We start from the raw sequence: 26428 nt of genomic DNA, 5'->3' as shown, positions 1-26428 counted from the left end.
AAAGGAGGAATTCCAAATTTACAGACTTATTTGGGAATTGCCTCACCGTATCAGCCTTATAAAGTTATGCCAACTATCTATACCCTATTTTCTTTAAAAGACCATGAACAAAAGCGCAATGCGCCTACAGTTATCCACATTCAAATAAAATACATTCCTAAGTCATTAAAAAAGCACCTAGACTATGCTAGGTACTTTTTGATAATAAATTGATATGTATGGGGTCCCATGTGTGCCGTTTGGTCTTCCTTGTTTGAACCTGCGTTAACAGGTGGGTGCCCTGTTCATCGACTTTATGCTTCCGTTATCCGTGATAACGGCATGCAACCTTCGTTGAAACGGGGGCTCCCTTTTTTAAAGTGTTGGCTCAAAACGTAGAGTATTGACGTACACCACAGGACTCCAATGTTTGAAAAAATGTTACTTAAGTTATTTTTATCATATAAAATTCGATGACAAAAAACAATAACAAATGTGGGAAAAAAGAGTGACAATTTCTTTACAAACCTATTTTTTACCTACATGTATTTTTTAAAGCCACTTTTTTTGTTAAAAGGTGTCTACCCTGAAAATAGGTGGCACAAAAGATCGCACTTTATCTTTTGTGTCACCGACGACCTATCAAGCCCCCACGGGCTTTGCCCTGTGTGGTCTTGGCTTGCTCGTTCTTCCGCAGGAGTGTCGTGGACCTTCGCTCATTCCAATGCAGACTAAAATTTTCATGCCCCATGGTGCTTATATTAATTTTGTACCTTTTCTTCCTTTTTCTTCGGTACAACAGAGAGATTAAGCTCATTTAATTGGGCCTCGCTCACATTGCTTGGAGCATTGGTTAACAAACAGCTAGCGCTAGCGGTTTTTGGAAAGGCAATTGTTTCCCTTAAATTGCTTCTTCCAGCCAAAATCATCACAAGTCGGTCTAACCCTAATGCAATTCCCCCGTGTGGTGGAGTACCGTATTCGAAGGCATCTAACAAGAAGCCAAATTGACTTTGTGCTTCTTCTTGAGTAAATCCTAATGCAGTAAACATTTTTTCTTGTAGCTCTCTCTCAAATATACGTTGAGATCCCCCTCCAAGTTCATATCCATTTAATACGAGGTCATATGCTTCCGCACGAACATTTTCGGGTGACACATCTAACTTTTCTTCATCCTCTTTCAATGGACGTGTAAACGGATGGTGCTCAGCCACATAACGGTCCTCATCCTCGTCATAAGAAAGAAGCGGGAACTCCGTTACCCATAAGAAATTAAATTCATTGTGATTTACTAACTCTAAGTCCTTTGCAAACTTAATTCGTAATGCACCTAATGCATCCCAGGCTACCTTCTTTTTATCCGCTACGAAGAATAGAACATCCCCGTTCTCAGCTCCAAATCCATCACATAAAGTCTTTGCTTCCGTTTCATTAAAGAATTTAGCAATTGGTCCTTTTAATGTGTTGTTCTCTTCTACCTTTAACCAAGCTAACCCCTTAGCTCCGTAAACTTCGACAAATGAGCCTAAACTATCCAGATCTTTACGGGAGTATTTCTCTGCAATCCCCTTAACACATATCCCTTTTACAACTCCACCATTCTTCACCGTATTAGCAAAAACCTTGAAGTCGCTGTCTTCCACTGCTTTAGAAATATCAACTAATTCCATGCCATAGCGAGTATCTGGTTTATCAGAACCAAAACGGTTCATGGCATCCTCGTAAGATAAACGAGGGAAAGGTCTAGGTACATCAATTCCCTTTAATTCCTTAAGAAGCTTCACCATCATTTCTTCCATCATGGAAAGAAGCTCTTCCTTTCCTAAAAAAGAGGCCTCAATATCCACTTGAGTAAATTCCGGTTGACGGTCGGCACGCAAATCTTCGTCACGGAAACAACGGGCCACTTGGTAGTAACGTTCAAACCCTGAAACCATCAATAACTGCTTAAATAATTGTGGTGATTGTGGTAAGGCATAGAATTCACCATGATGAACCCGGGATGGTACAAGATAATCCCTTGCCCCTTCTGGTGTGCTTTTTGTCAGCATTGGAGTTTCTATTTCCATGAAATGATTTTCGTCTAAGAAATCACGAATTAACTTCGTTGTTTTATGGCGTAATTGCATTGTTTGAAACATTTTCGGTCGACGTAAATCTAAGTAACGATACTTTAAGCGAACATCTTCAGAAACCTCTACATCATCTTCTATCATGAAAGGAAGTCCTTTGGATGCATTTAGAATGACAATTTCATCAACGATAACCTCTATTTTTCCAGTAGAAATCTTATCATTGATATTCTCTTCATCCCTTGCAACAACTGTTCCGCAAACATCTACTACATATTCATTACGCACTTTCTCTGCAATAGATAATGCTTCAGCATTCTTTTCCCCGTTAAAAACCACTTGTACCTGTCCGGAACGGTCGCGAAGGTCGATAAAAATAACCTGTCCTAAATCCCGTCGTTTCTTTACCCAGCCTTGTAAGCATACCTTTTCTCCAATTAAATGCTCGGATAATTCTCCGCATATATGTGTTCGTTGATTCACTAGTATACCCCTTTCTATATCTCCTCTAGTTTTGATTGAATGTAGTTTGTTATATTATCTAAAGTAACTGACTCTTGATGACCTGTTGCCAATGTTTTTATGACGACTTCATTATTAGCAATCTCATCTTCCCCTAAAATGATGGCAAAGGCTGCACCAAGCCGGTCTGCCGCTTTTATTTGCCCCTTCATCTTTTTATTTAAATAATCCGTATCCACAGTCAAACCGTTGGACCGCAAATCATGTAGCAGTTTCGGGGCCAATTGTTTCGGTTCATCCCCCATGACAATTAAATAGGCATCTAAACCTTCTTGTACCGGCAAAGAAATTCCCTGTGTTTCCAAAGCCATGAGTAACCGTTCAATGCTAAGGGCAAATCCAATTCCAGGAGTCGTTGGACCACCGATCTCTTCTACCAAACCATTATATCTTCCCCCGCCACAAAGGGTCGTAATAGCCCCAAAGCCTTCCCCATCTATCATCACTTCAAAGGCAGTATTATTATAATAATCCAGCCCCCTCACAAGGGTAGCATCTACTTCAAAAGATATTCCCATTTGTGTTAAAAACTCCTGGACCTTTTTAAAGTAATCTTTTGATTCTTCATTTAGATAATCGAGAATAGATGGGGCAGTTTCCATTAATTCATGGTTCTTATCCTGTTTACAATCCAAAATTCGTAATGGATTTTTGTCTAAGCGTTTTTGACAGTCACTGCAAAACTCTGAAATTCTTGGCTGAAAGTGCTTGATTAGAGCTTGCCGGTGACTGTTTCTGCTTTCCTTGTCACCTAAGCTATTAATAACTAGCTTTAAATTCTTCAAGCCTAATTCCTTATAAAAGTCCATTACAAGCCCGATAACTTCTGCATCAATGGCAGGGTTGTCGCTTCCCATAGCCTCTACTCCAAATTGAACGAACTGGCGCATTCTACCCGATTGAGGCCTCTCATACCGAAACATTGGACCAATATAATAGAGTTTAACAGGCTGATCGGGAAGACCATACATTTTGTTCTCTACAAAGGAACGTACAGTAGACGCCGTCCCTTCTGGTCGTAATGTTAAGCTTCTTCCACCCCGATCTTCAAATGTGTACATTTCTTTTTGGACAATATCCGTCGTATCACCTACTCCACGGGCAAACAGCTCCGTTTGCTCAAAGATTGGAGTACGTATCTCCTTATAATTGTATCGCCTGCACAAATCCTGGGCCTTCTGCTCTATGTATTGCCACTTTGCAGACTGTTCTGGCAAGATATCCTGCGTCCCTCTCGGAATTTTAAAGCTCATAACCATTTCCTCCTCATTATCCAACACTATTATGTAAAAAAGTTGGTTACATTCATTCGTTGTTTTTTAATATGTAATAAATCTTGTAATTGAATATCAAGAGTTATACTTTTATAAAACACAAAAAACTCCCGCCCCTGAACACTGTCAGGGACGAGAGTTTGAATCCCGTGGTACCACCCTAGTTGAAGCTCTCTTTAAAGAGGAGCTTCCTCTTTATCAGTTAACGCCTGATTATACGATCTCTCCTAATAAAGACTAACTCTTTCAGAGAGATACCTAAGGAGTGTTCATTCATGAAGGTCCATGTAAAAGTGCTTTCAGCCAAAGGCACTTTCTCTCTGATCATGGGGAAGCTTCACTACTATTCTCCCTCATTGGTTTGTGTCGTGAAATGAAGTTTTTTTTATCATACGCATTGTCAAGAATCCTGTCAACCTTTTTGGAGAAGAATTTCATTTAGTTACGCTCGATACGTTTTTTTAAAGACTTAACTTCCCTTAAAGATAAACCAAATTCTGTTGCAATTTCATAGCTATCTGCATTTTCTTCGATTTCTGTAAATCGATGGAGGTTGACCCCCAATAACCTAGAATTAGGGCTAGTAAATCGTGCTTGTTGATGACTGGAACGCATAGATGATTCCCTCCACTTTTTCTATCAGTTTGACCGAAAAAGATGGAGGTTACTCCTATTTGTACGAAAAAATTATTTTTTATTTTCATTACTTTCTACAATGAGTGTCACGGGGCCGTGGTTTGTGAAGGATACATCCATCATTTCACCAAAAACTCCTGTCTCCACCGTTAAGTTTTGCTTGCGCAATTCCTCATTAAACATGTTATAGAGCTTTTCCGCTTGCTCCGGCTTAGCTGCGTTCATGAAATTAGGACGCCTTCCTTTACGACAGTCCCCGTATAAGGTAAATTGTGAAATGGATAAAATTTGCCCTTCCGCATCTTTTACGGAAAGATTCAACTTATCATTATCATCTTCAAAAATACGGAGATTAGCAACTTTTTCTGCAATAAATTTAACATCCTTTTCTGTATCATCATGAGTGAGACCAACTAATAGAACAAGACCGTGATCTATTTCTCCAACTGTTTCTCCAGAAACTGTTACTTTTGCTCCTAACGAGCGTTGAACAACAACACGCATATAATCCCTCTTTCAAGCTTTAATGCATAATCCGACGTACAGAGTATATATCGGAGATTTGTTTAATACGTTCCACCACTCTTTGCAAATGGGCGACATTTTGAATAGATATTGTCATATGGATAGTTGCCATTTTATTTTTATCGGAGCGGCCGGACACTGCATTTATATTTGTTTTCGTTTCCGCTACCGCTTGCAAAACTTCGTTCAATAACCCTCGACGGTCAAAGCCGGAGATTTCAATATCCACATTGTAGTTCTTCGAATGTTGGATATCCCCTTCCCATTCCACAGGCAGCAGGCGAGTTTGTGCCTCTTCTGTATTAATATTTGGGCAATCACTGCGGTGAATAGACACTCCACGTCCCTTTGTAATATAACCCACAATGTCGTCTCCAGGTACAGGATTGCAGCAACGTGATAGACGAATGAGTAGGTTATCAATCCCCTTTACCCTTACTCCTACGCTAGTTTTCTTCGTAGTATCAAAGGTCTTTAGCTCCTGAACCGCTTCTTTTAAGGGTAAGTTCTCTTGTATTTCATCTTGTTGCTTTCTAATAGTATCGGTTAGTCGTGTTACGATCTGAGCAGCAGTAATCCCACCGTAACCAACGGCAGCATACATATCCTCTTCACCAGTAAAGTTGAATTTATTGGCCACTCTTTCGATATTTTCCGCCTTCATTACCTCTTTTAAGGAATAGCCCTTTTTCTCTATTTCCTTTTCAATCATTTCACGGCCTTTTTCTACATTTTCCTCCCGTCGCTCCTTCTTGAACCATTGACGAATTTTATTTTTTGCATGAGAGCTTTGGGTAATTTTTAACCAATCTTGACTAGGTCCGTAAGAATGTTTAGACGTAAGGACTTCTACAATATCTCCTGTTTGCAGCCTATGGTCTAAAGGCACCATTTTACCGTTTACTTTTGCTCCAATACATCTGCTTCCTACCTCTGTATGGATACGGAAAGCAAAATCAAGCGGTACAGAACCCTTTGGTAGTTCGATTACGTCACCTTTTGGTGTAAACACAAAGACCATATCGGAGAATAGGTCAATCTTTAGTGATTCCATAAATTCTTGCGCATCGTTTGTATCATTCTGCCACTCAAGAATTTCCCTAAACCAAGACATTTTCGTCTCCAAAGACTCGGCGTTTTTCACCGTCCTGCCTTCTTTATAAGCCCAGTGGGCAGCTACCCCGAATTCTGCTACCTTATGCATATCCTCCGAGCGGATTTGCACTTCTAATGGGTCACCCTTTGGACCAATAACGGTAGTATGCAAGGATTGATACATGTTGGCTTTCGGCATGGCAATATAATCCTTAAATCTACCAGGCATGGGCTTCCAATGGGTGTGAATGATTCCTAGTACGGCGTAACAGTCTTTAATACTTTCTACAATGATTCGTACTGCTAATAGATCGTATATTTCATTAAACTGTTTATTTTGCAAGGCCATTTTACGATAAATACTGTAAATATGTTTCGCTCGGCCATGAATCTCTGCTTTTACATTTACCGACTCTAAGCGTTCGCGAATTTTTTGCTGTACTTCTTCAATATACTCTTCACGTTCTGCACGTTTCTTTTTCATTAAATTTACAATTCTATAATACTGCTGCGGATTTAAGTAGCGTAGCGCTGTATCTTCTAGCTCCCATTTAATTTTTGAGATACCTAGACGGTGAGCTAGCGGTGCAAAGATTTCTAATGTTTCGTTTGCGATTCTACGTTGTTTTTCAGGTGGAAGATGCTTAAGGGTCCTCATGTTATGCAGACGGTCTGCTAGTTTGATTAAAATAACCCTAATGTCCTTTGCCATAGCCACAAACATTTTCCTGTGATTCTCAGCTTGTTGCTCTTCCTTTGATTTATATTTAATTTTCCCTAGCTTTGTAACTCCGTCAACGAGCATGGCTACTTCATTTCCAAATTCCTCTTCGATTTCAGATAAAGAAACGTTTGTGTCTTCCACGACATCATGAAGAAACGCAGCTGCTACCGTATTTGGATCCATTCCTAAGTCAACAAGAATTCCTGCCACTTGAACTGGATGCCAAATATACGGCTCCCCCGACTTTCGAAATTGCTCCCGGTGGGCATGCTCCGCTACTTCATATGCTTTCTTTAAGAAAGCCACATCTTTTTCAGATAGATATTCACTTGCCTTTTCTAATACTTGTTCACTAGTCATGGAATCACCTTAATATCCCGTCTAATTTCTTTCTTACTATAGTATAATTTATCTTCATTGAAAATGATGAAAATTTTGTCGAATATCTTTATAAAAAAAGGGTCTCTTCCGTAGAAAAGACTTTCATTTAATAATAACATATTTTTCAGAAAAGCATAATGAAATTAGTATATTACAGAAATTCTTTGTTAGCAAATGTTATGAAGAAATTAATGAAGGATAAATATAGATGTTTTTTCCTATTCTAGGAATGTCTATTATTTGCGTGGAGTTTACTCTAAGTGTTCTTACTTGTGGACACTAAAATCCCCAGGAGAGACTCTCTACCTGGGGTATCATATTAATACGTCATTAAAGAGAACACATCGTACTGCTTCAATTTATCACGGCCATCAAGGTAGCTTAGCTCGATCATAAATACAATTCCTGCCACAACTCCGCCTAATTTTTCTACCATTTGGATTGTTGCTTCAATGGTACCGCCAGTAGCTAATAAATCGTCTGTTATTAACACCTTTTGCCCTGGTTTAATAGAATCCTTGTGGAGATTTAAGGAATCCTTGCCATATTCTAAACCATAATCAATTTCAATCACCTCTCTAGGTAATTTCCCCGCTTTTCTAACTGGTACGAAACCAACACCTAATGCATAGGCAATCGGGCATCCAACTACAAAGCCTCGGGCTTCAGGTCCTACTACAACATCGATCTCTTTTTCCTTTGCAAAATCCGCCATTTCATCAATAGCCTTCTTATAAACTTCACCATTCTCCATTAAGGTTGTAATGTCTTTAAACTTAATTCCTTCTTTTGGGAAGTCGGGTACTACGGTAATATACTGTTTGTAATCCATGTTAATCCTCCTAGTTTTGCCTTTTATTCGTTTACTCATAAACCTAAAGAAATATGTATGATGTGGATGACTCATCTCCTATGTCTTTACAGACCCACGATATATGAAAACTATTTTTTTCTGTGCTAAATTTGGAAATTGATTTACGTTTCAGGCACTCGCTTCAATCAACCCGATTGAAAATAAGCAATGTATTAAAGCCATAGTTTTCGTATAATAAGGTAAACTTTTGAGTCACCCTCTATTCATGTTTAATGCTCAACTAGTGCTTTTTCTTTCATCATCTTGGAAAACCATTCTTTGACGTCCTCATAGGAAGAATAAATTAATTCATTTTCCAATTCAGACTGTTCAATCCGTTGTCGGTAGGTTAATGAGTCGGTCAAATCCTTCTTTGCCGGATTTTCTACCAAGGTTACAATTCCATTGTCTATTTTAACAAAACCTAAATCAAAAAACACCTGACTAATAAAATGCACGGCATCAACTGTCCACCCTTTATGCTTCGCTAAATCAATAGCATGGCGGTTCATATCAAATGTCTTCCTTTTGTAGATAAAAGCATAGAACCACTTAAAATGTTCTCTTGTGGGAAGCATCTCGAAAAAATGATCTTTTTCGTGTAGAAAAGATATATAAATTCGACTTGGTTTCCTTTCTACGTCTAATATTTGTATAATCTGTTCCTTATTTTCAGGTAAATCTAGGAAAAGAAGATTCTTATTATGCAAATCTATGGTAGAACTATTTAAATTTCTATACTGGATAACCGTCCACCCCTCTGGAACGGAGATAGTAAAGTTCTTTGTTTCTTCCCGAAAAATAATAACCGTCATCTCTAGATGTTGATAAGCTAATAATTTTTTAATAGGATCAGTCTCTCCCCTTAAGTCGAACAATTGCCACTCCTCTACTTTCAAATCTTCAATAATGATTTGTGGTTTACAATGGCCGTTCCACTCATTAATAGATAATTGACCTACAATGGAGGCAGAGGCTAAAGGAGATAGTTCATTGTGTAATGTCCCCATTCGGAATCCAATACCATCTAGAATGTCATCACCCTTTTTAAGTCCTAGTTTTAAATGATCTTCCTTTGCTCCAATTTTTTTAATAAGTGAGAACTCCACCTGCTCTAATAAAACTTTTGGCGCTGGATTTCCAACACCAAATGGTGCCATCGCTTGCAATTCTCCAATGGATTCAATGGAAATTTCACTGAATTCAACCGGTAAGTCTACAGATAGAGATCGCTGCCAATCCTCCTCTGACAACGTTTCATCTGCGATTTCTCCTAACTTTTTTTGCAATAAATCTATATGTTCTATCTTCATTGTTAAACCTGCTGCCATAGGATGCCCCCCAAAGTGGGGTAACCATTCACGGCACTTGGAGAGAGACTGGAACATATCAAAGCCTTCTATACTTCTGGCGGATCCTTTCGCTAGACCTGTATCGGAGTTTATGCTTAAGACAATGGTTGGTCGATAATATTTTTCTACCAATCTACTCGCCACTATGCCAATTACTCCAGCATTCCAATCCTCTTTTCCAACTATAAGAACAGGAGGTAATTCATCGAAGCTATCAACTTGTTCTTCCGCTTCCTTTGTCATATCATTGACGATCTGCTGACGCTCTTTGTTTAAATCATCAATGATAAGTGCGAGTTCATAGGCTTCCATTTCATCTTCACTGATGATGAGTTGGATAGCAGGATCTGCTGAATCTAAGCGCCCTGCAGCATTTAAACGGGGACCAATCATAAAGCCAATTTGTTCTTCTGACATTTCCTGTCCTTGAATGCCACACTGTTCAAATAGAGCCTTTATACCAGGACGCTGATACTCCATTAAGGTCTGAATTCCCGCTTTAGCTAAGAATCTATTTTCTCCCTTTAAAGGAACAAGGTCAGCTATAGTTCCCATGGCAACAAGGTCTACATATTCCTGTGGATAGCGGTCTAATAGGGCATGGGCAACCTTAAAAGCCACGCCTACACCTGCTAAATTAGGATTAGGATAATAACAATCCTCTTGTTTAGGATTAATTACTGCATACGCATCTGGTATTTGCGGCGGGGGTTCGTGATGATCAGTTATAATCAGATCCACTTCCAGTTCTTTCGCAACCTCTGCTTCATGTACTGCCGAAATCCCCGTATCCACTGTAATAATTAAGGAGACATTTTCCTCTTTCGCATGGCGAAATGCTTGTTCATTTGGGCCATATCCCTCTGTAAATCGATTTGGAACATAATATCCAACGTTTGCACCTAACTCCCTTAAAGTTAAATACAAAAGGGATGTACTGGTGACACCGTCCGCATCATAATCCCCGAATACTAAAATATTTTCTCCAGATTCAATACCAGCCTTTATGCGAGATATGGCCTTTTCCATATCCTTTAGTAAAAATGGGTCGTGTACAGACGATTCATCTGTATGTAAAAAATCTCGCGCGTCGTCTACATTTGTAAACCCCCGTTGTATGAGAAATCTACTAGCGATCTTTGATATATTTAACTGCTCCGAAAGTTCATTTACTTTGTCTTCATCTGCCTTATTAATCTTCCAGCGCGCTTTTGACTGTAACATAAAAAACCACCCCTGACCAAATCATTATACATAAGGTCAGAAGGGGTGGCAATGTTTGTCCTATCCTAAATTAATTATAATCCTGCTTCTTAAGATCTTTTTTACTATTATTTCCGAGCTGTTTGTCCTCATTTCCCGGAGTTTCCTTAGTATTTTTGTTATCATTGATACTTGATGTCTCCAACTTTTTCCTTACTTGTTTTAATTCTTGCTGAAGTTGGTATATTTTATACATCCCAACACTCCCCACAATGACACCGCCCATTAAAACGGATCCAAGGATAATGAGTACTAACGGCCATTCGTTTTGTCCAAATATATAATTAACCTCTACTGGTTCCACGTTAATAACTGCAAAGACAGCAATAATAATAGCAATGATGATCCCAATGATTAGGTTCCATTGACCTTTCAACTTCCTTCACTCTCCTCTTCTCCAAATGGATTAATATGTACTCTTACGTCCTGTACATATTGATCCTCCATCAGTTTTTCTTTAACTTTTTTTCCAATTGCATGTCCTTCCTTAACCGTAATAGTTGGATCAACGGCAACTTTAATATCAATAATAACATAATGCCCATGTTCTCTTGCTAAGAGCTCATCCACCTTCAGTACACCCTTTACATTTGCCGCAGTATTATACATCTCTTTAGTATCCTCTTCATGGAGGACATGATCCAATGTATTATGTATCGATTCGCTTCCTAACTTCCATGCCATTTTAATAATCAAAATAGCTACAAAGATTCCTGCAACAGGGTCAGCGTATACGAGCCAGGAAATACCTAACCAGCCCCCAGTGATAGAAGCACCGATCCCAAGAAGGGCTGCAACAGAGGAAAAAACATCTGAACGGTGATGCCATGCATCTGTTACTAAAGCATCACTTTTATATTTTTTACCCAAATATATTTTATAACGAAACATTAATTCTTTTATAATGATTGAAAAAATAACAGCATAAATAGCTGCAACACCCGGTACTGCAATTGGTTCAAAAAATGCTTTAAATGCATTTATGGCAATCTCTAATCCTACAATAAACAGCAATACCGCAACAATAATTGCTGTTACTGTCTCTGCTTTACCGTGCCCATATGGATGATCCCTGTCAGGGGGAAGCTGAGCCGCCCTTACTCCAATAAGAACGGCAACGGAACCTACCACATCTGAAGCGGAGTGAACGGCATCTGCAACTAATGCTCGGCTGTTTGCCATCATCCCCACAATCGCTTTAATAACAGCCAGAACAATATTTCCAATTATCCCAATCCATGCTCCTAACTTGACCTTCTTATAACGTTCGTCTGGATGTATATTTTCCATTCCCTTTATCACCTGCTTGACTTTATCTATATATGGGGGTACTTTAACATTATTTGTTTAGTATGACCTGTTTTATAAGTGAAAGCCCATATTCCATAAAAAAAGAACAAAAGCGCAATGTGCCTGCCTATCGAAGCGGCAACGCGCGCGTTGCCTATTCGAACGGAAAATGCACTGACCGATAAAAAGTGCTTTTTGCTTTTTATTCGGGCAGAAATTTTCTCGAGCCGATGGCGCATGAAGCTAGACGATTATTCAGCTACTGTTATCCACATTCAGAAAAAATATAATTGCCTAAACAATCACAAAAGATGGCGCTACTTAGCATGTAGACGCCATCTGGTGTTAATTCATTATGCTTCGTTTGGTACTGGTCGGTTTTTTCTTTTTTCCAACTGCTTTGATTTTAACACTAACCAAAGCTGAGCTGCGATAAATAAAGAAGAATAGGTTCCAGCCACAAGCCCAATCACAAGTGCCAACGAGAATGCACGAAGTGCTTCTCCTCCAAATATAAATAGGGCACCTGCTGCAAACACAACCGTTAAAACGGTATTAATGGAACGGGCTAATGTTTGCACTAAACTTTTGTTCACTACCCTAGCCACATCATCAAATCCCTTGATTCTTTTCTCATATTTTATATTTTCCCTTATACGGTCAAAGGTAACAATTGTATCGTTAATGGAATAACCTACAATGGTCAAAACTGCTGCAATGAATGGGATGTTGACCTCTACCTGTAAAATACTAAACACAACTAATATAAACAGTGCATCGTGGAAAAGGGCAACGATAGCAGAGATACCATAAAGAAATTCGAATCGAATGGTTACATAAATAATAATCCCTATAGATGCTATTAATACGGAGATTATTGCATTTCTTGCCAATTCTTCACCCACAATAGGAGTTACAGTACTTACAGTTGGCGTATTCCCATATACTTCTTCAAAATGCCGTTGTATCTCCAGCGTCTCCTCTTGGTTTAATGCACCTATAAAAGCAGCACGCCCTATTTCATTTTGATCCCCTGCCAACGTAATATCATCTGGTACTAAACCAATTGATTCAAACTCAGATCGAATCTCTTCCGCAGTGGCTGATTCCTCTGTTAAAACATCGATTGTCGTACCACTTCGGAAGTCTATTCCCAAATTTAAACCGATAGTTGCTAAAAGAATGATACCTAGGAGAAGGAGGCCTCCAGAAAAAATAAAAAATTTGTTTCTATGTTTTACAAAGTCTAACTTCGTTGTTTCATGATCAAAGTTCACCAATTTCACTCTCCTTCACGCCAAACATCCTAGGTTTACCATTCAGCACTCGGCTGTTTACCCAAAGTCCAAGTAATAACCTAGTACCGAATACGGCCGTTAAGAAGCTAGTTAGAATACTGACTATTAACATAACCGCAAACCCTTGAACAGCACTTGTACCAAAATAAAACAATACTGCTGCTGCTAAAATGGTAGTGATATTCGCATCTAGTATAGTGGATAAGGAGCGACGTCCCCCCGCTCTGAAAGCACTCATAGTAGACTTACCAGATCGGAGCTCGTCCTTAATCCGCTCGTACGTAATAATATTGGCGTCTACGGCCATCCCTACGCCAAGAATTAAGGCAGCAATTCCAGGGAGTGTTAACACAGCATTCATCCAATTGAAAATAACTAATACGATATAGATATAAGCTGTGAGGGTAATGACAGCAATCATTCCCATAAATCGATAATAGAAAAGCATATAGGCGAAAATTAACGCAATTCCTATAAAACCAGCAAAAATAGCTTGCTCCATCGCTCTCTCCCCTAAGGAAGCACCGACAGAATTAGAGTAAATTTCTTCAAGCTCTACTGGTAATGCACCAGCATTTAGTATCCCAGCTAACTGTTGAGCCGATTCAATCGTAAAATTACCTGTAATCATAATATCTCTATATGGTAGAACTTCATGTACAGTTGGAGCAGATACAATTTTTGAATCTTCCTTTATGATCTCATCGTAAAAATTGTCTCCTTCTTCCCAATCAAGCCAAATCGCTAATCTATTATCTGGTCTATCCTTAATTTCACGTGTTACATCACCAAATAAATTAGCATCTCGTACAGTAACCGTAACTATTGGTTGATTTGTTTCTGAAAAGCTCTGTCTAGCTCCACCTTCTACTAAATCAGAACCATCAAGCATAACATTATCATCTGTGTCACGAAAGGATAACCTAGCTTGTGTTGATAATAGTTCCCTTGCCGTTTGCTGGTCACTCACCCCCGCAAGTTGAACTCGAATTCGGTCTTCCCCTTCAATGCGTACATTAGGTTCAGATACCCCTAAAACGTTAATTCTGGCATTTAACGAAGCAACCGTATCCGTTAATAGATCGCGAGTAATTTCTTGTTCCCCGTCTATAGGATGTACTTCATAAAGTACTTCAAAGCCTCCTTGTAGATCAAGACCAAGGCTGATATCTTCTGCATGGTCAAGAACGTTTGAAGCAATTAAAGCTCCTAAAGCTGCAACGATCACAAAGAAACTGAAAATCAGTCCTTTTCTGACCCCTCTCTTTTTTTTCATGGACCAGTGAGCCTCCTTCATATGTTCAAATGAAGTAAAGGGTGACTTTTATTGTAGCAACCCCTTCATTCGTGAAAGGTTGTCCCTATTTGAAACAACCCCTTTAATACTATGTAAAGACTGTTTTCTTAAAAATTGTCGATATATTAAAATTATATCTCGACTCCGTTACAGGCGGACACTTTCCGCGGGCAACGCGATATAAATTCCAACAATTTGTACGAAAAGAGCCTATATAAAAATGTGTAGCAATATCATTATAGCGATTTTGAAAATTCACTGTCAATGTTACGTTACTGGCTTTACCGGTTTCGTCGCACTCTCTTGACTTAAATCTTGACTTAAATCAAGAGGCTCTTCCTTATCAAACCAATTAGGACCCTTATATGCTTCCACTGTAAGCCAATTCATATAATCATTCGCTTTAAGGCGGAATAACTCACCTACAATCCAATGTGTAAGTACAGGGTCAGGGATGTCCATACGTGAACGTTTAGCCAAGAAACAGGCCCATACATCATCCTCCGTTACCCGATCATAACCAAGCATTTGCCATTCCTCTGCCTTGCTTTTCAACACCGGCTCTAGCTGTGCCTTCCAATTGTCCCATTGTTCCATCTCTATCACTCCTTAAACATTCCTTTAAGATTGTAGAAGTACCATTACCCTCTTCTCCCTAACAAAAAGGCAGTTACTGCTCCTCCAAAAAATGTGATTAAACTTGGAATTACTACTAGCCAAGAGCTAAAGCCAGGGTAAATGATTACAGTTGAACCTAATACAAGCCCGATTATTACGGCATAGGTCATGTAATGGTAGTTTCTTAACAAATATTTGATTACCTTACTGCTAATGGCAAAGCCTAAAATTACTCCTGCACCAATTACTGCGATAATTGGTAGATTAAGTGTAATTAAAGCAGTAATGGCTGTTTCATATACACCAAGAATTAAAAAGACAAGGGATCCACTAATCCCTGGAAGAAGCATGGACATACTTGCAAGCCAGCCAGAAAGAAAGAGACCCAGTGTATTTCCCATTGTTAAACTCTCGATTACACCATCCGTTCGTTCAGGTAAGAAATCTAGTAACCCTACAAATACAGCAGCTAGTAACAATGCCATATAATGGCCAGTTCCAAAGGTGTGTTTAACATTTGCCTGACGCAACAATAGTGGCAGTACTCCTATAATCAAACCTAAGAAAAAAAAGTGAGTTGGCTCTCGAAAATTATCTAATAAAAATTTAATAAGATGAAGAAATGCTCCAATAGCTATTACCATTCCTAACCCTAGGGGGATTAGAAACAGGAGATGCTTTCTCCACTCTTTACTAAATAAACCATTGATTGCTGTTATTAGTTGATCGTATATCCCTAAAATTACTGCAATTGTACCGCTGCTTACCCCTGGTATCAATTCTGTAATTCCCATCATAGCACCACGATAAAGGTTTCTCCATTCCACGATTTTCAATCTCCTAACTTATTTTTGTTATGTAAATTCTCTCCCTCCTGCCAGAAGGATAAATGTCTTTTTTAGTAAACATGTCATGCTTGACCACCTCTTCAGCATATACATATTTAACGAATAAATCCATGATTTTTTTATAGAAGGTAGGGCGGTTTTATGACAAAGCAATCCTTTATAAAGGGAGCACTTATTCTAATACTAGCTGGGCTAATCACCCGAATCCTCGGGTTTGTAAATCGAATTGTTGTTGCACGGATCATGGGAGCAGAAGGGGTCGGCTTATATATGATGGCCGTTCCAACACTACTTCTAATTATTACACTAACACAGCTTGGCTTACCAGTGGCTATCTCAAAACTTGTGGCGGAAGCTGATGCTGATAACGATAAAGCTCGGATAAAACGTATTTTAGTAGTTTCCCTTTCGGTAACCGGAGTGTTGAGTATTTTCTTTACAGCCTTAATGATCCTTGGTGCTCCTCTTATATCTAAAACATTCTTAACGGATTCAAGGGCATTTTACCCATTAATCGCCATTTCACCTATTGTTCCTATTGTAGCATTATCTGCCGTTTTAAGGGGATATTTTCAAGGATTACAAAATATGAAACCTTCTGCCATCTCCCAGGTAATTGAACAAGTTGTAAGAATAACACTGGTTGCTGCTTTTACAACTGCTTTTTTACCGTATGGATTAGAGTATGCTGCAGCAGGTGCCATGATTTCTGTTGTATTAGGAGAACTGGCATCATTAATTTACATGATCACCATGTTTAAACAGAAAAAGCGCTTTAAAGTACGTCGTCAATTTTTTGAATATGTAAAAGGTGGAAAGAAAACATTAAATGATCTACTTTCCATCGCCTTACCAACAACTGGAAGTCGATTAATAGGGTCTGTAGCGTTTTTCTTTGAGCCTATTGTTGTTGCACAAAGCTTGGCTATTGCTGGGGTAGCTACTGCGGTAGCGACAGCCCAATATGGAGAACTATCAGGGTATGTCATTCCGTTACTTTTACTTCCTACCTTTATTACCCAATCTCTTTCAGTATCCCTTGTTCCCGCTATAAGTGAGGCAGCTTATCAAAGAAACTACAGAATTATTAACCATCGATTATCTCAAGCTTTAAGATTAGCTTTAGTAGCAGGTGGTGGTTCCGTATTTATTTTGTATGTCTTTGCTGAACCAATTATGGAGCTCGTATATGATGCACCTACTGTTGCGACTTATTTAAAAATAATGGCACCATTTAGTTTATTTCTATATTTCCAATCTCCGTTACAGGCTACGTTACAAGCTCTTGGACTAGCGAAAGCAGCCATGATCAATAGCTTTATCGGTGCTTTCGTTAAAATAGCTGCTATTTTTGTACTAGCATCAAGACCAGAGCTCGGCATTATGGGTGCAGCATTAGCCATTACTATTGGATTTCTATTAGTAACATTCCTACATTTTGCTACTGTTGTAAAAGCTATCAGCTTTACCCTTAATATTAGAGAATATCTAAAGGTATTAGTAGCAATTCTTGTATCTGGCTTTATGGCCCATTGGCTTTATGCACATGTATTTGATACCTTTATCCTGCTCTTTAAAACTGTTGGCAGCATTGGTATAGCTGCTGTTGTTTACGTGCTCCTAATATCATTATTAGGATTGATAAAAAAGGATGAAGTAGCAAAGATTCCGATCATTGGAGGCTGGTTTAAATAAGAGGGTTTCTCAAAAGGTATGTTTTAACCTTTTGAGGAACCCTCTTCTAAAATGGATCTTTCATATAGATTGCTCCTGCGACACGTTATTTTTGTTACTCATCTATTAAATCTACATATAGGCGATCATTTCTGTCTAATGAACAAAAAGATATTTTTGTGATATCTCTGTAGCCTAATTTTCGTAATTCCTGTCTTAACCAAAACTCTGTTTTTCCTAGTTGAGTCAAATGGTCCTGTTTAATTTTCCCATCTAATATAAGTGGAAGAGGAAGGTAATGGGGATGTCTTTTTGCATCTGGTCCTGTTTCCTTTTCAATAACGGAAAGGTCTCCAGACGGCTCCAGAATGGCAAATTCCACATCAGATAAGTATTTAATATTCTTTTGCCTTAATTGCATCATAAGATCATCGAAATTGTATCGTTGCTTTCGCATTTCCTTCTCGTCAATCTTCCCTCTACGAATCAGAATGCTCGGAGAACCATCAATAAACTTTCGGAGTTTCTCATTTTTTAAAGACACAAAGGCAAGGGTTATCTGAATACACATTAATACAAGCATAGGAATAATTTGTTTTGCAATAGGAGCATTTTCGTTTTCAATGGATATCACCGCTAATTCAGCAAGCATAATCGAAATAACAAAATCTACAACGGATAACTCTCCAATTTCTCGTTTTCCCATGATCCTGAAGACTAGAAGGATTACGATATATATTACTACAGTTCTCGTTATTATTGTTCCTACTTCCACAGGTGAACGCCCCTTCTCCAACTAGTACACCTTAATATTTTTTACCGTTTAAGTTCAATCCATGAATGAGAAGGAATGGAAACTTAGGAACATGGTTGGGAAAAAAATAAACCCCAATGGACCTTTTTCCACAGGAGTTTAAGTGTATTCAACAAATTAACTAAATCAGCCTTCTTAAAAAAAGATAAGGTATCTAAAGTATAAATATATACTGGATATAACAAAGGAAACGATCGCTGTGGGCGCTCCAATTTTAAGAAAATCCATATAAGTAAAAGGTTGTTTTTCCTTAATCGCTAATCCTGCCACAATAACATTAGAACTTGCTCCAATTAAAGTGGCATTGCCCCCTAAACAAGCACCCAATGCTAGCGCCCACCATAATGGATCTAAATTAGTCATTCCATAATCCTGAAATTCTAGAATAACAGGGATCATTGCAGCAACAAACGGAATATTATCAACGAATCCAGATAGTATACCTGATGCCCATAAAATTAGCATTGCCGTTTTTGGTAAATCACCTTCCGTATAATAAATGATCGATTTTGCTATTTCATCAATAATCCCTACTTCCTTTAATCCGCCAACAAGCATAAATAATCCTACGAAGAAGAAAATAGTTACCCACTCAACCGTTTGAAAAACCTCTTCTGTACGCTTGTCGTCATAGGTCAAAAGCATTAGTAAAAGAGCGCCAGCCATTGCCACACTTGTCAATTCCACGTTTAATAATGGCTGTATAGTAAAGCCAACCGTAGTAAGTGTTAAAACAGTAACGGATTTAAATAATAATGACTTATGCTGTAAATAGCTTTTGGGATGGATCGTCATTAGTTTTTTCCGGTTATCAACACTCACTAACAATTGATTACGATAAAGAAAACAAATTCCAATCATAATGATTACAAATATTACAATGACAATTGGTGCTAAATTTATTAAAAATGCATTAAAAGTTAAATGCTCCACTGCCTGCCCTATCATAAGATTAGGTGGATCACCAATTAGGGTGGCTGTGCCACCAATATTGGAAGCGAGAATGGCAGCCATTAAATAAGGAATCGCAGATATTTGCAGCATCTTCGTCAATGTAAAAACGATAGGCACGATTAGAAGTACTGTAGTAACGTTATTAAGAAAAGCTGAGCCAATAGCTGTCAGTGTAGAAATCATAATTAAAAGGGGAATCGGTCTCCCTTTTATTCTTTGCGCTAAAAAGACAGCTATAAACTCAAAAAAACCACTTTGACTTGTAATAGATACAAGAATCATCATAGACAGTAAAAGGACAATTGTATGCCAATCTATATGCTCTAAAAAAGCAGCATTTAAATCTAGAACTCCTGCAAATAACATAAAAACCCCACCGAGACAAGCAACAAGAGCTCGATTTATTTTCTCACTAATAATAAAAATATAGCTAATCGTAAAGATAGCTAAAGCAAAAACCCAATCCATAACCGTCCCTCCCCATTCATTCGATACATTGTATGAACGAAACCGGACAAACATGTATTGGTTGTACAAAAAGATAGGACGACCTTCATGAAATTTTTTAAAGACGAGAACAGCCTTTGGGAATTTTCAAAAAAGCTCGTCTAAAAGTTAGGACACTGAATATGTATGAAATAAGAGATATTAGGGAGGGATGGAATGATGAATCAGAGGCTGTTTAGTAGTGCCTTGTACGGTATACTTACGATACTCGTTCTTGTTATTGTTGCCAGTCTTATTAGCTCCACAATCCTGAAATTTACATCTTTACAAGAGGGGAGCTTTACGTGGGCTCTGCTTGGCTTCTCTTTCTTAGCAGTTCTTTGCGGTGGTTTTATAGCAGGGGGAAGATCTGGGCAGAAAGGTTGGCTTGCAGGAGCATTAACAGCTGTTTTGTATACCTTTGTTATTTTCCTTGTACAATTTTTAGGATTCAATGAAGGGTTTGATTTACAGCAATGGTTAGTACATAGCGGTTACGTTTTAGCAGCTATGTTAGGTGGTATTTTTGGAGTAAATGTAAGAGGAGAGTCTTATTAATTTACTGTTTTCTAAAAGATTGTTGTTTTAGGAGTACATTTTTGGCTTGGATACGCTACAGGCGTAATGTCACCGTCCTGGTTTCGCGAGCAACGCTGGAGTCACCGCCTTTCGCTTCTCCAAGCCTTTAAAGTTAAACAACAAAGTTTACGAAATCAGCCTATTTACTAAAAAAACCGACTTCCTGATTTTAAGGAAATCGGTTTTTTTATTAATCTGGGTTCACTACATCTCGTACTGCTTGACGATCGAACGTCAATTTTTGGCTGCCATTTACATCAATAACAACTCGATCTTCATCAAGGGCATCGATTTTTCCGTGTATACCGCCTATTGTTACAACTTTATCTCCCTTTTGAAGAGATGCATGCATTTGTTGGATCTTCTTTTGACGTTTTTGCTGAGGACGAATCAAAAGGAAATAAAAGATCGCAAACATAAGTATTAAAGGTAATAATGCACCAGCTAAACCTTCCATATACTTCACCCCTTTCAGTGACAAACTCCCGATGCTTTTGCTTTAGAGGCCATTCCAAAATTTTGGGGAAATTTTTCCTTTTTCTTTTGAAATTACTTTACACTTTTTTGGGCAAAAGCTCACTTAAATAAAAGATACTGTTTTAAGTAAGGTTGTCCCTACTATACTATTTTAGACAATAATTACTAGTAAAATCAATACATAACATGATGAAAATTGATTTTGTCATTAGAAGTTCTTAGCATTTGGTTTATTAAACCCGTATTCTTCGAAAAATTCTTCTCGATAGTCCAACAGTCGATCTTCTCGAATGGCTTGTCTAACATTTTCCATTAATTTTAGGAGGAAGTAAAGGTTATGGTATGTAGTCAATCTAAAGCCAAGCGTTTCATTGCATTTTATTAAATGTCTAATATAGGCTCTAGTATAATTTTCACACACATGACAATCACATTTTTCATCAAGCGGTCTATAATCCCGTGCAAATTTAGCATTTCTAATTACTAATCTACCTGCACTCGTCATAAGTGTACCATTACGTGCAATCCTAGTTGGAAGAACACAATCAAACATATCGATACCACGAATAGCACCATCTACTAAAGAATCCGGGGAGCCAACCCCCATTAAATACCTGGGTTTATTAGCTGGTAGTAACGGTGTAGTGAACTCCAGTACTTCATTCATAATATCCTTGGGCTCACCTACAGATAATCCTCCAATAGCATAGCCTGGAAAGTCAAGGGAGACTAGGTCCTTTGCACTCTGCTTTCGTAACTCCTCATATTCTCCTCCTTGAACAATTCCAAACAATCCTTGGTCGTTTGAACGTGCGTGTGCCTTTAGACATCGTTCCGCCCACCTACTGGTCCGTTCTACAGAAGCCTTCATATAATCGTACTCTGCAGGATATGGAGGACATTCATCGAATGCCATCATGATGTCAGGGCCTAAGTCATTTTGAATTTCCATTGCTTTTTCAGGAGATAAGAACATTCTTTCTCCATTTAAGTGATTTTTAAACTCTACACCTTCTTCTGTAATCTTTCGCATATCACTAAGGCTAAATACTTGAAAGCCCCCAGAATCGGTAAGTATTGGTCGATCCCAATTCATAAATTTGTGAAGCCCACCTGCTCCCTTTACAATGTCATGACCTGGTCTCAGCCATAAATGATAGGTGTTACTTAAAATAATTTTTGCCCCCATATCTTTCAAGTCCTCAGGACTCATTGTTTTAACAGTCGCTAAAGTCCCTACTGGCATAAACATTGGCGTTTCAAAGGATCCATGGGGTGTATGTACGATTCCCAAACGGGCACCCGACTGTTTACAAGTTTTGATATGTTCGTACGTAACTGCTGGCATATATTCCACTTCCTAATCTTTTTCAAGCAAAGATCACCTTTGCTTTTTATCTTTGGCTCTTTTCGCATAGATTGTTGTTTATAAACATATTTTCCGCTTGGATTACGCTACAGGCGGACCAATTACGCCTAAGGGCAGCCCACGTCCTGTGGGCAACGGCGTAATGTCGCCGTCCTGGCTCCCGCGGGCAATGACTCAGCCTCCTCGGTAAAAAACACCCTGCGGGGTCTTCGTCGATTGCTTTTCCCGCTGGAGTCGCCGCCTTTCGCTACTCCAAGCTTTTTCATTAAAAAGCAACAAAGTTTACAAAAAGAGCCTTATCTTTTGAACATTTACACCTAAATTTAAGGTAACTCGAATAGCTAAATTAAAAGCATGGCGTCTCCAAAGCTAAAGAAGCGATACCTTTCTTTCACTGCTGTTTCATAAGCATTCAAAACATTTTCTTTACCTGCAAACGCGCTTACAAGCATTACTAATGTTGATTTCGGTAAATGAAAATTAGTAACTAAGGAATCTATGGCCTTATATTGAAAACCTGGATAAATAAAAATATCTGTCCAGCCTGAACTTGCTTCTATTTTTCCATATTTATGAGCAATCGTTTCTAACGTTCTTACGGAAGTAGTTCCTACCCCAATTATTTTATTTCCATTTTCTTTCGCTTCATTAATTACTTTTGCAGCTTCTTCCGTCAATTGATAAAACTCTGCATGCATCGTATGCTCCTCTACTTTATCCACGGAAACCGGACGAAAAGTACCTAGTCCTACATGAAGTGTAATATAGACAATATGTACACCCGATTCTTTGATTTGCTGTAAAAGTTCTTCTGTGAAATGAAGACCTGCTGTTGGAGCAGCTGCAGACCCGATGTTTTTTGCATATACTGTTTGGTAACGATCCTTTTCCTCTAATTGCTCCTGAATATAGGGGGGCAACGGCATTTGCCCTAATTCATCTAAAATTTCATGAAAAATACCGGAAAATGAGAATTGAATCCTTCTTCTCCCCTCCGTTAATTCTTCTATACAAGTTCCCTTTAGCTTTCCATCACCAAAAATAATTTCGGAACCCACTTTTATTCTTTTTGCAGGTTTAACTAGAGCTTCCCAAGTATGGTTCGTCTCTTCCCGTAAGAGCAATAACTCAATTTTTGCCCCTGTATCTTCTTTTGTACCATATAGCCTTGCAGGAATTACCTTCGTATCATTTAAAACGAGCACATCCCCTTCATTTAAATACTGTATTAAATCTGGAAACTGACGGTGCTCAATTTTTCCTGTTACTTTATTCATAACAAGAAGACGTGATGCGGTACGGTCTTTTAAGGGAGTTTGGGCAATTAACTCATCCGGAAGCTCAAAATCAAATTCATTTACATCCATTTAACTTCACCTTTCTTGTCTACACTAAAATGTCTTACCGTAATCTGCCGATAATAAAAAATAATAAAGATAAAACTATACTAACTATAATTGACGTAACGATGGGAAAATAAAAGGTTGTATTACCTCTTTTAATTAGTATATCCCCAGGTAATTTTCCTAAAGAAATATATTTTCCACCAATTTGCCAAATTAACCCGGCAATAATCATGACTATTCCTAAGGTTATTAATATCTTTGGAATTTGACTCATGAACGGGGCACCTCCAATTGAAAGTGATGGTATGCTTGAGGGGTAACAATTCTTCCCCTTGGTGTCCGTTGTAGGAATCCTATTTGTAATAAATACGGCTCATACACATCCTCAATCGTATGGGATTCTTCTCCAATGGTAGCAGCGATCGTATCTAAACCAACGGGACCACCACGGAACTTCTCAATGACATTTAATATCAATTTATGGTCAATTTCATCTAATCCAAGTTGATCCACTTGAAGGAGCTCTAAGGCTTCTTTTGTAATTGCGATTCGTATATCACCATCTCCCCTTACTTGAGCAAAATCCCTTACCCTCCGTAGTAGACGATTGGCGATACGTGGTGTACCCCTTGATCTTGTCGCAATTTCTTCCGCTGCCTTTTTGTCAATTTCAACTTCCATTACCTGAGCCGTTCGTTCCACTATTTCTGCTAGTTCATCGAAGGTGTAATACTCTAACCGGCTAACAACACCAAAACGATCTCTGAGGGGTGCTGAAAGCATTCCAGCCCTGGTAGTCGCCCCAACCAGTGTAAATGGTGGTAAATCTAATCGTACTGAGCGGGCAGATGGCCCCTTTCCAATGACTATATCTAAACTAAAATCTTCCATTGCAGGATAAAGAACCTCTTCTACTGCTCTATTTAAACGGTGAATTTCATCTATAAAAAGGACATCACCAGGCTCTAAGGCAGTTAAAATAGCTGCTAAATCTCCTGGTCTTTCTATTGCAGGGCCTGAGGTTGTTCTTAAGTTTACGTTCATTTCATTAGCAATAATCATGGATAATGTAGTTTTTCCCAAACCAGGTGGTCCATATAATAAAACATGATCTAAAGATTCTTCTCGTATCTTAGCTGCTTCGATAAAGACTGTTAAATTATCCTTTACCTTTTTCTGTCCTATATATTGAGATAAGGTTTGAGGACGTAAGCTTCGTTCTTCCCACTCTTCGTGCCCCTGTGCCTCACTACTAATAACCCTGTCCTCCACTTTAAGTTCCCCCTCTCACTTCACTATTTAGCGTAACATTAACTGGAGAGCCTTCTTTATGTAAACATCTGTTGAAAGCTCTTCCTTATTCAATTCAGGTAATATTTTATTAATTTCCCTATCTACATAACCTAATGCTTTCAGTGCTTCAACTGCTTCATTTAATTCTTTATTATTGGAACAGTCATCAGCGGTTACCCTGTCTGCCTCTATATCATCATCCCAATTATGTGAAGGAAGTAATTCCATAAGCTTTCCTTTTAAATCAAGTATAATTTGTCTTGCCGTTTTTTTCCCTACGCCAGGAAATTTCACAAGGAATTTTTCATCCTCATTTTCGATGGCTGATACAACTAATTTCGGCTCACCTGAAGCTAAAATAGCTAATGCACCTTTTGGACCAATACCAGATACCTGTAATAACTTTTCGAATAACCGTCTTTCCTCACGACTTATAAAACCATACAGACGAATAGCATCTTCACGTACATGCTGATATGTATATACAGTAGCTTTTTCATTTTTCCATTGCTGAAATTGATAAGGATTTGGGCAAAACACTAAATAACCTACATTATTTACATCAATTGTTATATTGTCCGATTCAATATGGACAATTTTCCCCGTTAAACACTCAATCACAAAACCATTTCCTCTCTAATATTTATTAACTTCTATGAGAACACACATTTCTATTTTACCATACCAAAATGATGAAATGCGTTAATGACAAACACATTTCAACAGCAACAGAAAAATAACAAAAAAGAAGCTGCCTAGTGGCAGCCACCTTAAGGATTATAATTCATTTATTGCATATTCCTCGAACATTTTCAATACCTGTAAATAATTATCTTTAGTGGTTACTGGTATTCCCTCCATTAAAGATCGGTGAATATGACTTTTTAAACGACTGGTATTTACTTGAAAAAACGATTGAATTACTTCATTTTCCTGTGGTTTTCCATAATATATATTTAAAGTTCCATCATCAGAAATTCCAAAGTATCCATTCATTTTTAATAATGGTGAAATATCATTCATATTCCTTTTAAAAATAACCTGATCATTGGATTGATCTACTAGTTGCCACTCTTCATAAAAGGCCCAAAAATCTTCCATTGACCAAATAGTTTCTTGTACAGTTTCCTCACTAATTTCTCCATCTAAATAATGTCTTTGCAGAATAACTTCCACTGTTTTTACATCGCTAGCCTGTGCTATTTGAAATTCCTCTGCAGAAGTGTTTCCATATCCAAATGTAAAAATTAAAAGAATTATACTTGTAATGATAAAAACAGTGGTCTCTTTACGTAAGACCTTAGATGGTGCATATGAGAGACACATGCATGTCGCCTCCTTAAAAATACAGTATGTAACCTATTCGTAGGATTTCCAATATAGGGTAGAAATATACAAAGGAAGAGGGT

24 protein-coding genes, 1 other RNA gene and 1 other annotated feature are annotated in these 26428 nt (G+C 38.3%); of the genes, 2 read left to right on the top strand and 23 right to left on the bottom strand.

What is annotated here, in order from left to right; all coding sequences use genetic code 11:
• Positions 1 to 219: 219 nt before the first annotated feature.
• From ssrS to J2S74_RS07910, 14 genes are all read right to left on the bottom strand, one after another.
• A non-coding RNA gene (ssrS, locus tag J2S74_RS07975) (6S RNA) lies at positions 220 to 404 on the bottom strand.
• Between the two features lie 336 nt (positions 405 to 740).
• Positions 741 to 2534: an aspartate--tRNA ligase gene (gene aspS / locus J2S74_RS07970; protein ID WP_307323989.1), complete on the bottom strand. Its 1794-nt coding sequence runs from the start codon at positions 2532 to 2534 to the stop codon at positions 741 to 743.
• Positions 2535 to 2548: 14 nt separating this feature from the next.
• Positions 2549 to 3826: a histidine--tRNA ligase gene (hisS, locus tag J2S74_RS07965; protein WP_307323985.1), complete on the bottom strand. Its 1278-nt coding sequence runs from the start codon at positions 3824 to 3826 to the stop codon at positions 2549 to 2551.
• A gap of 146 nt (positions 3827 to 3972) precedes the next feature.
• Positions 3973 to 4213: a binding site (T-box leader), on the bottom strand.
• Between the two features lie 72 nt (positions 4214 to 4285).
• A complete protein-coding gene (locus J2S74_RS07960; protein WP_307323982.1) occupies positions 4286 to 4462 on the bottom strand; it encodes a hypothetical protein in 177 nt (58 codons plus the stop codon).
• 72 nt (positions 4463 to 4534) lie between these two features.
• A complete protein-coding gene (gene dtd / locus J2S74_RS07955; RefSeq protein ID WP_307323979.1) occupies positions 4535 to 4987 on the bottom strand; it encodes a D-aminoacyl-tRNA deacylase in 453 nt (150 codons plus the stop codon).
• Positions 4988 to 5006: 19 nt separating this feature from the next.
• Complete coding sequence (locus J2S74_RS07950; protein WP_307323976.1) at positions 5007 to 7187, bottom strand: RelA/SpoT family protein; 2181 nt, start codon at positions 7185 to 7187, stop codon at positions 5007 to 5009.
• Between the two features lie 340 nt (positions 7188 to 7527).
• Positions 7528 to 8040 (bottom strand): adenine phosphoribosyltransferase, encoded by a 513-nt coding sequence (locus J2S74_RS07945; RefSeq protein WP_307323973.1) that lies wholly within the window; start codon positions 8038 to 8040, stop codon positions 7528 to 7530.
• 251 nt (positions 8041 to 8291) lie between these two features.
• Positions 8292 to 10637 (bottom strand): single-stranded-DNA-specific exonuclease RecJ, encoded by a 2346-nt coding sequence (gene recJ / locus J2S74_RS07940; RefSeq protein ID WP_307323971.1) that lies wholly within the window; start codon positions 10635 to 10637, stop codon positions 8292 to 8294.
• Between the two features lie 70 nt (positions 10638 to 10707).
• On the bottom strand, positions 10708 to 11052 hold the full coding sequence (locus J2S74_RS07935; protein ID WP_307323968.1) for a LapA family protein: 345 nt from the start codon (positions 11050 to 11052) through the stop codon (positions 10708 to 10710).
• Complete coding sequence (locus J2S74_RS07930; RefSeq protein WP_307323966.1) at positions 11049 to 11966, bottom strand: cation diffusion facilitator family transporter; 918 nt, start codon at positions 11964 to 11966, stop codon at positions 11049 to 11051. The genes J2S74_RS07935 and J2S74_RS07930 overlap by 4 nt, the downstream gene beginning before the upstream one ends.
• A 353-nt stretch (positions 11967 to 12319) precedes the next feature.
• Positions 12320 to 13243: a protein translocase subunit SecF gene (gene secF / locus J2S74_RS07925; protein WP_307323963.1), complete on the bottom strand. Its 924-nt coding sequence runs from the start codon at positions 13241 to 13243 to the stop codon at positions 12320 to 12322.
• Entirely contained in the window at positions 13233 to 14540 is a 1308-nt protein-coding gene (gene secD / locus J2S74_RS07920) for a protein translocase subunit SecD (RefSeq protein WP_307323961.1), read from the bottom strand. The genes secF and secD overlap by 11 nt, the downstream gene beginning before the upstream one ends.
• A gap of 288 nt (positions 14541 to 14828) precedes the next feature.
• Positions 14829 to 15158: a post-transcriptional regulator gene (locus J2S74_RS07915; RefSeq protein WP_307323958.1), complete on the bottom strand. Its 330-nt coding sequence runs from the start codon at positions 15156 to 15158 to the stop codon at positions 14829 to 14831.
• Positions 15159 to 15202: 44 nt separating this feature from the next.
• Positions 15203 to 16006: a DUF368 domain-containing protein gene (locus tag J2S74_RS07910; RefSeq protein WP_307323955.1), complete on the bottom strand. Its 804-nt coding sequence runs from the start codon at positions 16004 to 16006 to the stop codon at positions 15203 to 15205.
• 162 nt (positions 16007 to 16168) lie between these two features.
• On the opposite strand from J2S74_RS07910, the gene spoVB reads away from it, so the two are divergent.
• A complete protein-coding gene (gene spoVB / locus J2S74_RS07905; protein WP_307323953.1) occupies positions 16169 to 17722 on the top strand; it encodes a stage V sporulation protein B in 1554 nt (517 codons plus the stop codon).
• 94 nt (positions 17723 to 17816) lie between these two features.
• On the opposite strand, the gene J2S74_RS07900 is transcribed toward spoVB, so the two are convergent.
• The gene (locus tag J2S74_RS07900) at positions 17817 to 18476 is read right to left on the bottom strand and encodes a DUF421 domain-containing protein (protein WP_307323949.1); all 660 of its coding nucleotides are present in this window, start codon (positions 18474 to 18476) and stop codon (positions 17817 to 17819) included.
• Between the two features lie 174 nt (positions 18477 to 18650).
• Positions 18651 to 19937: an ArsB/NhaD family transporter gene (locus J2S74_RS07895; RefSeq protein WP_307323947.1), complete on the bottom strand. Its 1287-nt coding sequence runs from the start codon at positions 19935 to 19937 to the stop codon at positions 18651 to 18653.
• A 195-nt stretch (positions 19938 to 20132) separates the two neighbouring features.
• Between J2S74_RS07895 and J2S74_RS07890 the strand changes: the two genes are divergently transcribed.
• A complete protein-coding gene (locus J2S74_RS07890; protein ID WP_307323944.1) occupies positions 20133 to 20513 on the top strand; it encodes a TIGR04086 family membrane protein in 381 nt (126 codons plus the stop codon).
• A gap of 211 nt (positions 20514 to 20724) precedes the next feature.
• Here the strand turns inward: J2S74_RS07890 and yajC are convergent, their stop codons facing one another.
• The 7 genes from yajC to J2S74_RS07855 form a co-directional block, all read right to left on the bottom strand.
• A complete protein-coding gene (gene yajC, locus J2S74_RS07885) occupies positions 20725 to 20991 on the bottom strand; it encodes a preprotein translocase subunit YajC (RefSeq protein WP_307323941.1) in 267 nt (88 codons plus the stop codon).
• A 228-nt stretch (positions 20992 to 21219) separates the two neighbouring features.
• Complete coding sequence (tgt, locus tag J2S74_RS07880; protein WP_307323938.1) at positions 21220 to 22359, bottom strand: tRNA guanosine(34) transglycosylase Tgt; 1140 nt, start codon at positions 22357 to 22359, stop codon at positions 21220 to 21222.
• Positions 22360 to 22721: 362 nt separating this feature from the next.
• On the bottom strand, positions 22722 to 23747 hold the full coding sequence (gene queA / locus J2S74_RS07875) for a tRNA preQ1(34) S-adenosylmethionine ribosyltransferase-isomerase QueA (protein ID WP_307323935.1): 1026 nt from the start codon (positions 23745 to 23747) through the stop codon (positions 22722 to 22724).
• Between the two features lie 34 nt (positions 23748 to 23781).
• On the bottom strand, positions 23782 to 24000 hold the full coding sequence (locus J2S74_RS07870; RefSeq protein ID WP_307323932.1) for a DUF2905 domain-containing protein: 219 nt from the start codon (positions 23998 to 24000) through the stop codon (positions 23782 to 23784).
• Positions 23997 to 24998, bottom strand: coding sequence for a Holliday junction branch migration DNA helicase RuvB (ruvB, locus tag J2S74_RS07865; protein ID WP_307323931.1), 1002 nt, complete (start codon positions 24996 to 24998; stop codon positions 23997 to 23999). Before ruvB ends, J2S74_RS07870 begins: the two co-directional genes overlap by 4 nt.
• Positions 24999 to 25025: 27 nt before the next feature.
• Positions 25026 to 25640, bottom strand: a complete 615-nt coding sequence (gene ruvA, locus J2S74_RS07860) for a Holliday junction branch migration protein RuvA (protein WP_307323928.1) — start codon at positions 25638 to 25640, stop codon at positions 25026 to 25028.
• 156 nt (positions 25641 to 25796) lie between these two features.
• On the bottom strand, positions 25797 to 26345 hold the full coding sequence (locus tag J2S74_RS07855) for an intercompartmental signaling factor BofC (protein WP_307323926.1): 549 nt from the start codon (positions 26343 to 26345) through the stop codon (positions 25797 to 25799).
• Positions 26346 to 26428 lie beyond the last annotated feature (83 nt).

It is taken from the genome of Evansella vedderi (assembly GCF_030813435.1).
GTDB classification, from domain to species: domain Bacteria; phylum Bacillota; class Bacilli; order Bacillales; family Salisediminibacteriaceae; genus Evansella; species Evansella vedderi.
This window is presented reverse-complemented; position numbering and strand designations above follow the sequence as displayed.

Bases quoted from the DNA above. Each gene is read 5' to 3' on its own strand.
- dtd (WP_307323979.1), bottom strand. From the start codon at position 4,987: ATGCGTGTTGTTGTTCAACGCTCGTTAGGAGCAAAAGTAACAGTTTCT.
- J2S74_RS07960 (WP_307323982.1), bottom strand. From the start codon at position 4,462: ATGCGTTCCAGTCATCAACAAGCACGATTTACTAGCCCTAATTCTAGG.
- J2S74_RS07930 (WP_307323966.1), bottom strand. From the start codon at position 11,966: ATGGAAAATATACATCCAGACGAACGTTATAAGAAGGTCAAGTTAGGA.
- yajC (WP_307323941.1), bottom strand. From the start codon at position 20,991: ATGGAAGGTTTAGCTGGTGCATTATTACCTTTAATACTTATGTTTGCG.
- J2S74_RS07870 (WP_307323932.1), bottom strand. From the start codon at position 24,000: ATGAGTCAAATTCCAAAGATATTAATAACCTTAGGAATAGTCATGATT.
- tgt (WP_307323938.1), bottom strand. From the start codon at position 22,359: ATGCCAGCAGTTACGTACGAACATATCAAAACTTGTAAACAGTCGGGT.
- J2S74_RS07915 (WP_307323958.1), bottom strand. From the start codon at position 15,158: ATGGAACAATGGGACAATTGGAAGGCACAGCTAGAGCCGGTGTTGAAA.
- spoVB (WP_307323953.1), top strand. From the start codon at position 16,169: ATGACAAAGCAATCCTTTATAAAGGGAGCACTTATTCTAATACTAGCT.
- hisS (WP_307323985.1), bottom strand. From the start codon at position 3,826: ATGAGCTTTAAAATTCCGAGAGGGACGCAGGATATCTTGCCAGAACAG.
- J2S74_RS07945 (WP_307323973.1), bottom strand. From the start codon at position 8,040: ATGGATTACAAACAGTATATTACCGTAGTACCCGACTTCCCAAAAGAA.
- recJ (WP_307323971.1), bottom strand. From the start codon at position 10,637: ATGTTACAGTCAAAAGCGCGCTGGAAGATTAATAAGGCAGATGAAGAC.
- secD (WP_307323961.1), bottom strand. From the start codon at position 14,540: ATGAAAAAAAAGAGAGGGGTCAGAAAAGGACTGATTTTCAGTTTCTTT.
- queA (WP_307323935.1), bottom strand. From the start codon at position 23,747: ATGGATGTAAATGAATTTGATTTTGAGCTTCCGGATGAGTTAATTGCC.
- J2S74_RS07895 (WP_307323947.1), bottom strand. From the start codon at position 19,937: ATGGATTGGGTTTTTGCTTTAGCTATCTTTACGATTAGCTATATTTTT.
- J2S74_RS07890 (WP_307323944.1), top strand. From the start codon at position 20,133: ATGATGAATCAGAGGCTGTTTAGTAGTGCCTTGTACGGTATACTTACG.
- J2S74_RS07855 (WP_307323926.1), bottom strand. From the start codon at position 26,345: ATGTGTCTCTCATATGCACCATCTAAGGTCTTACGTAAAGAGACCACT.
- J2S74_RS07950 (WP_307323976.1), bottom strand. From the start codon at position 7,187: ATGACTAGTGAACAAGTATTAGAAAAGGCAAGTGAATATCTATCTGAA.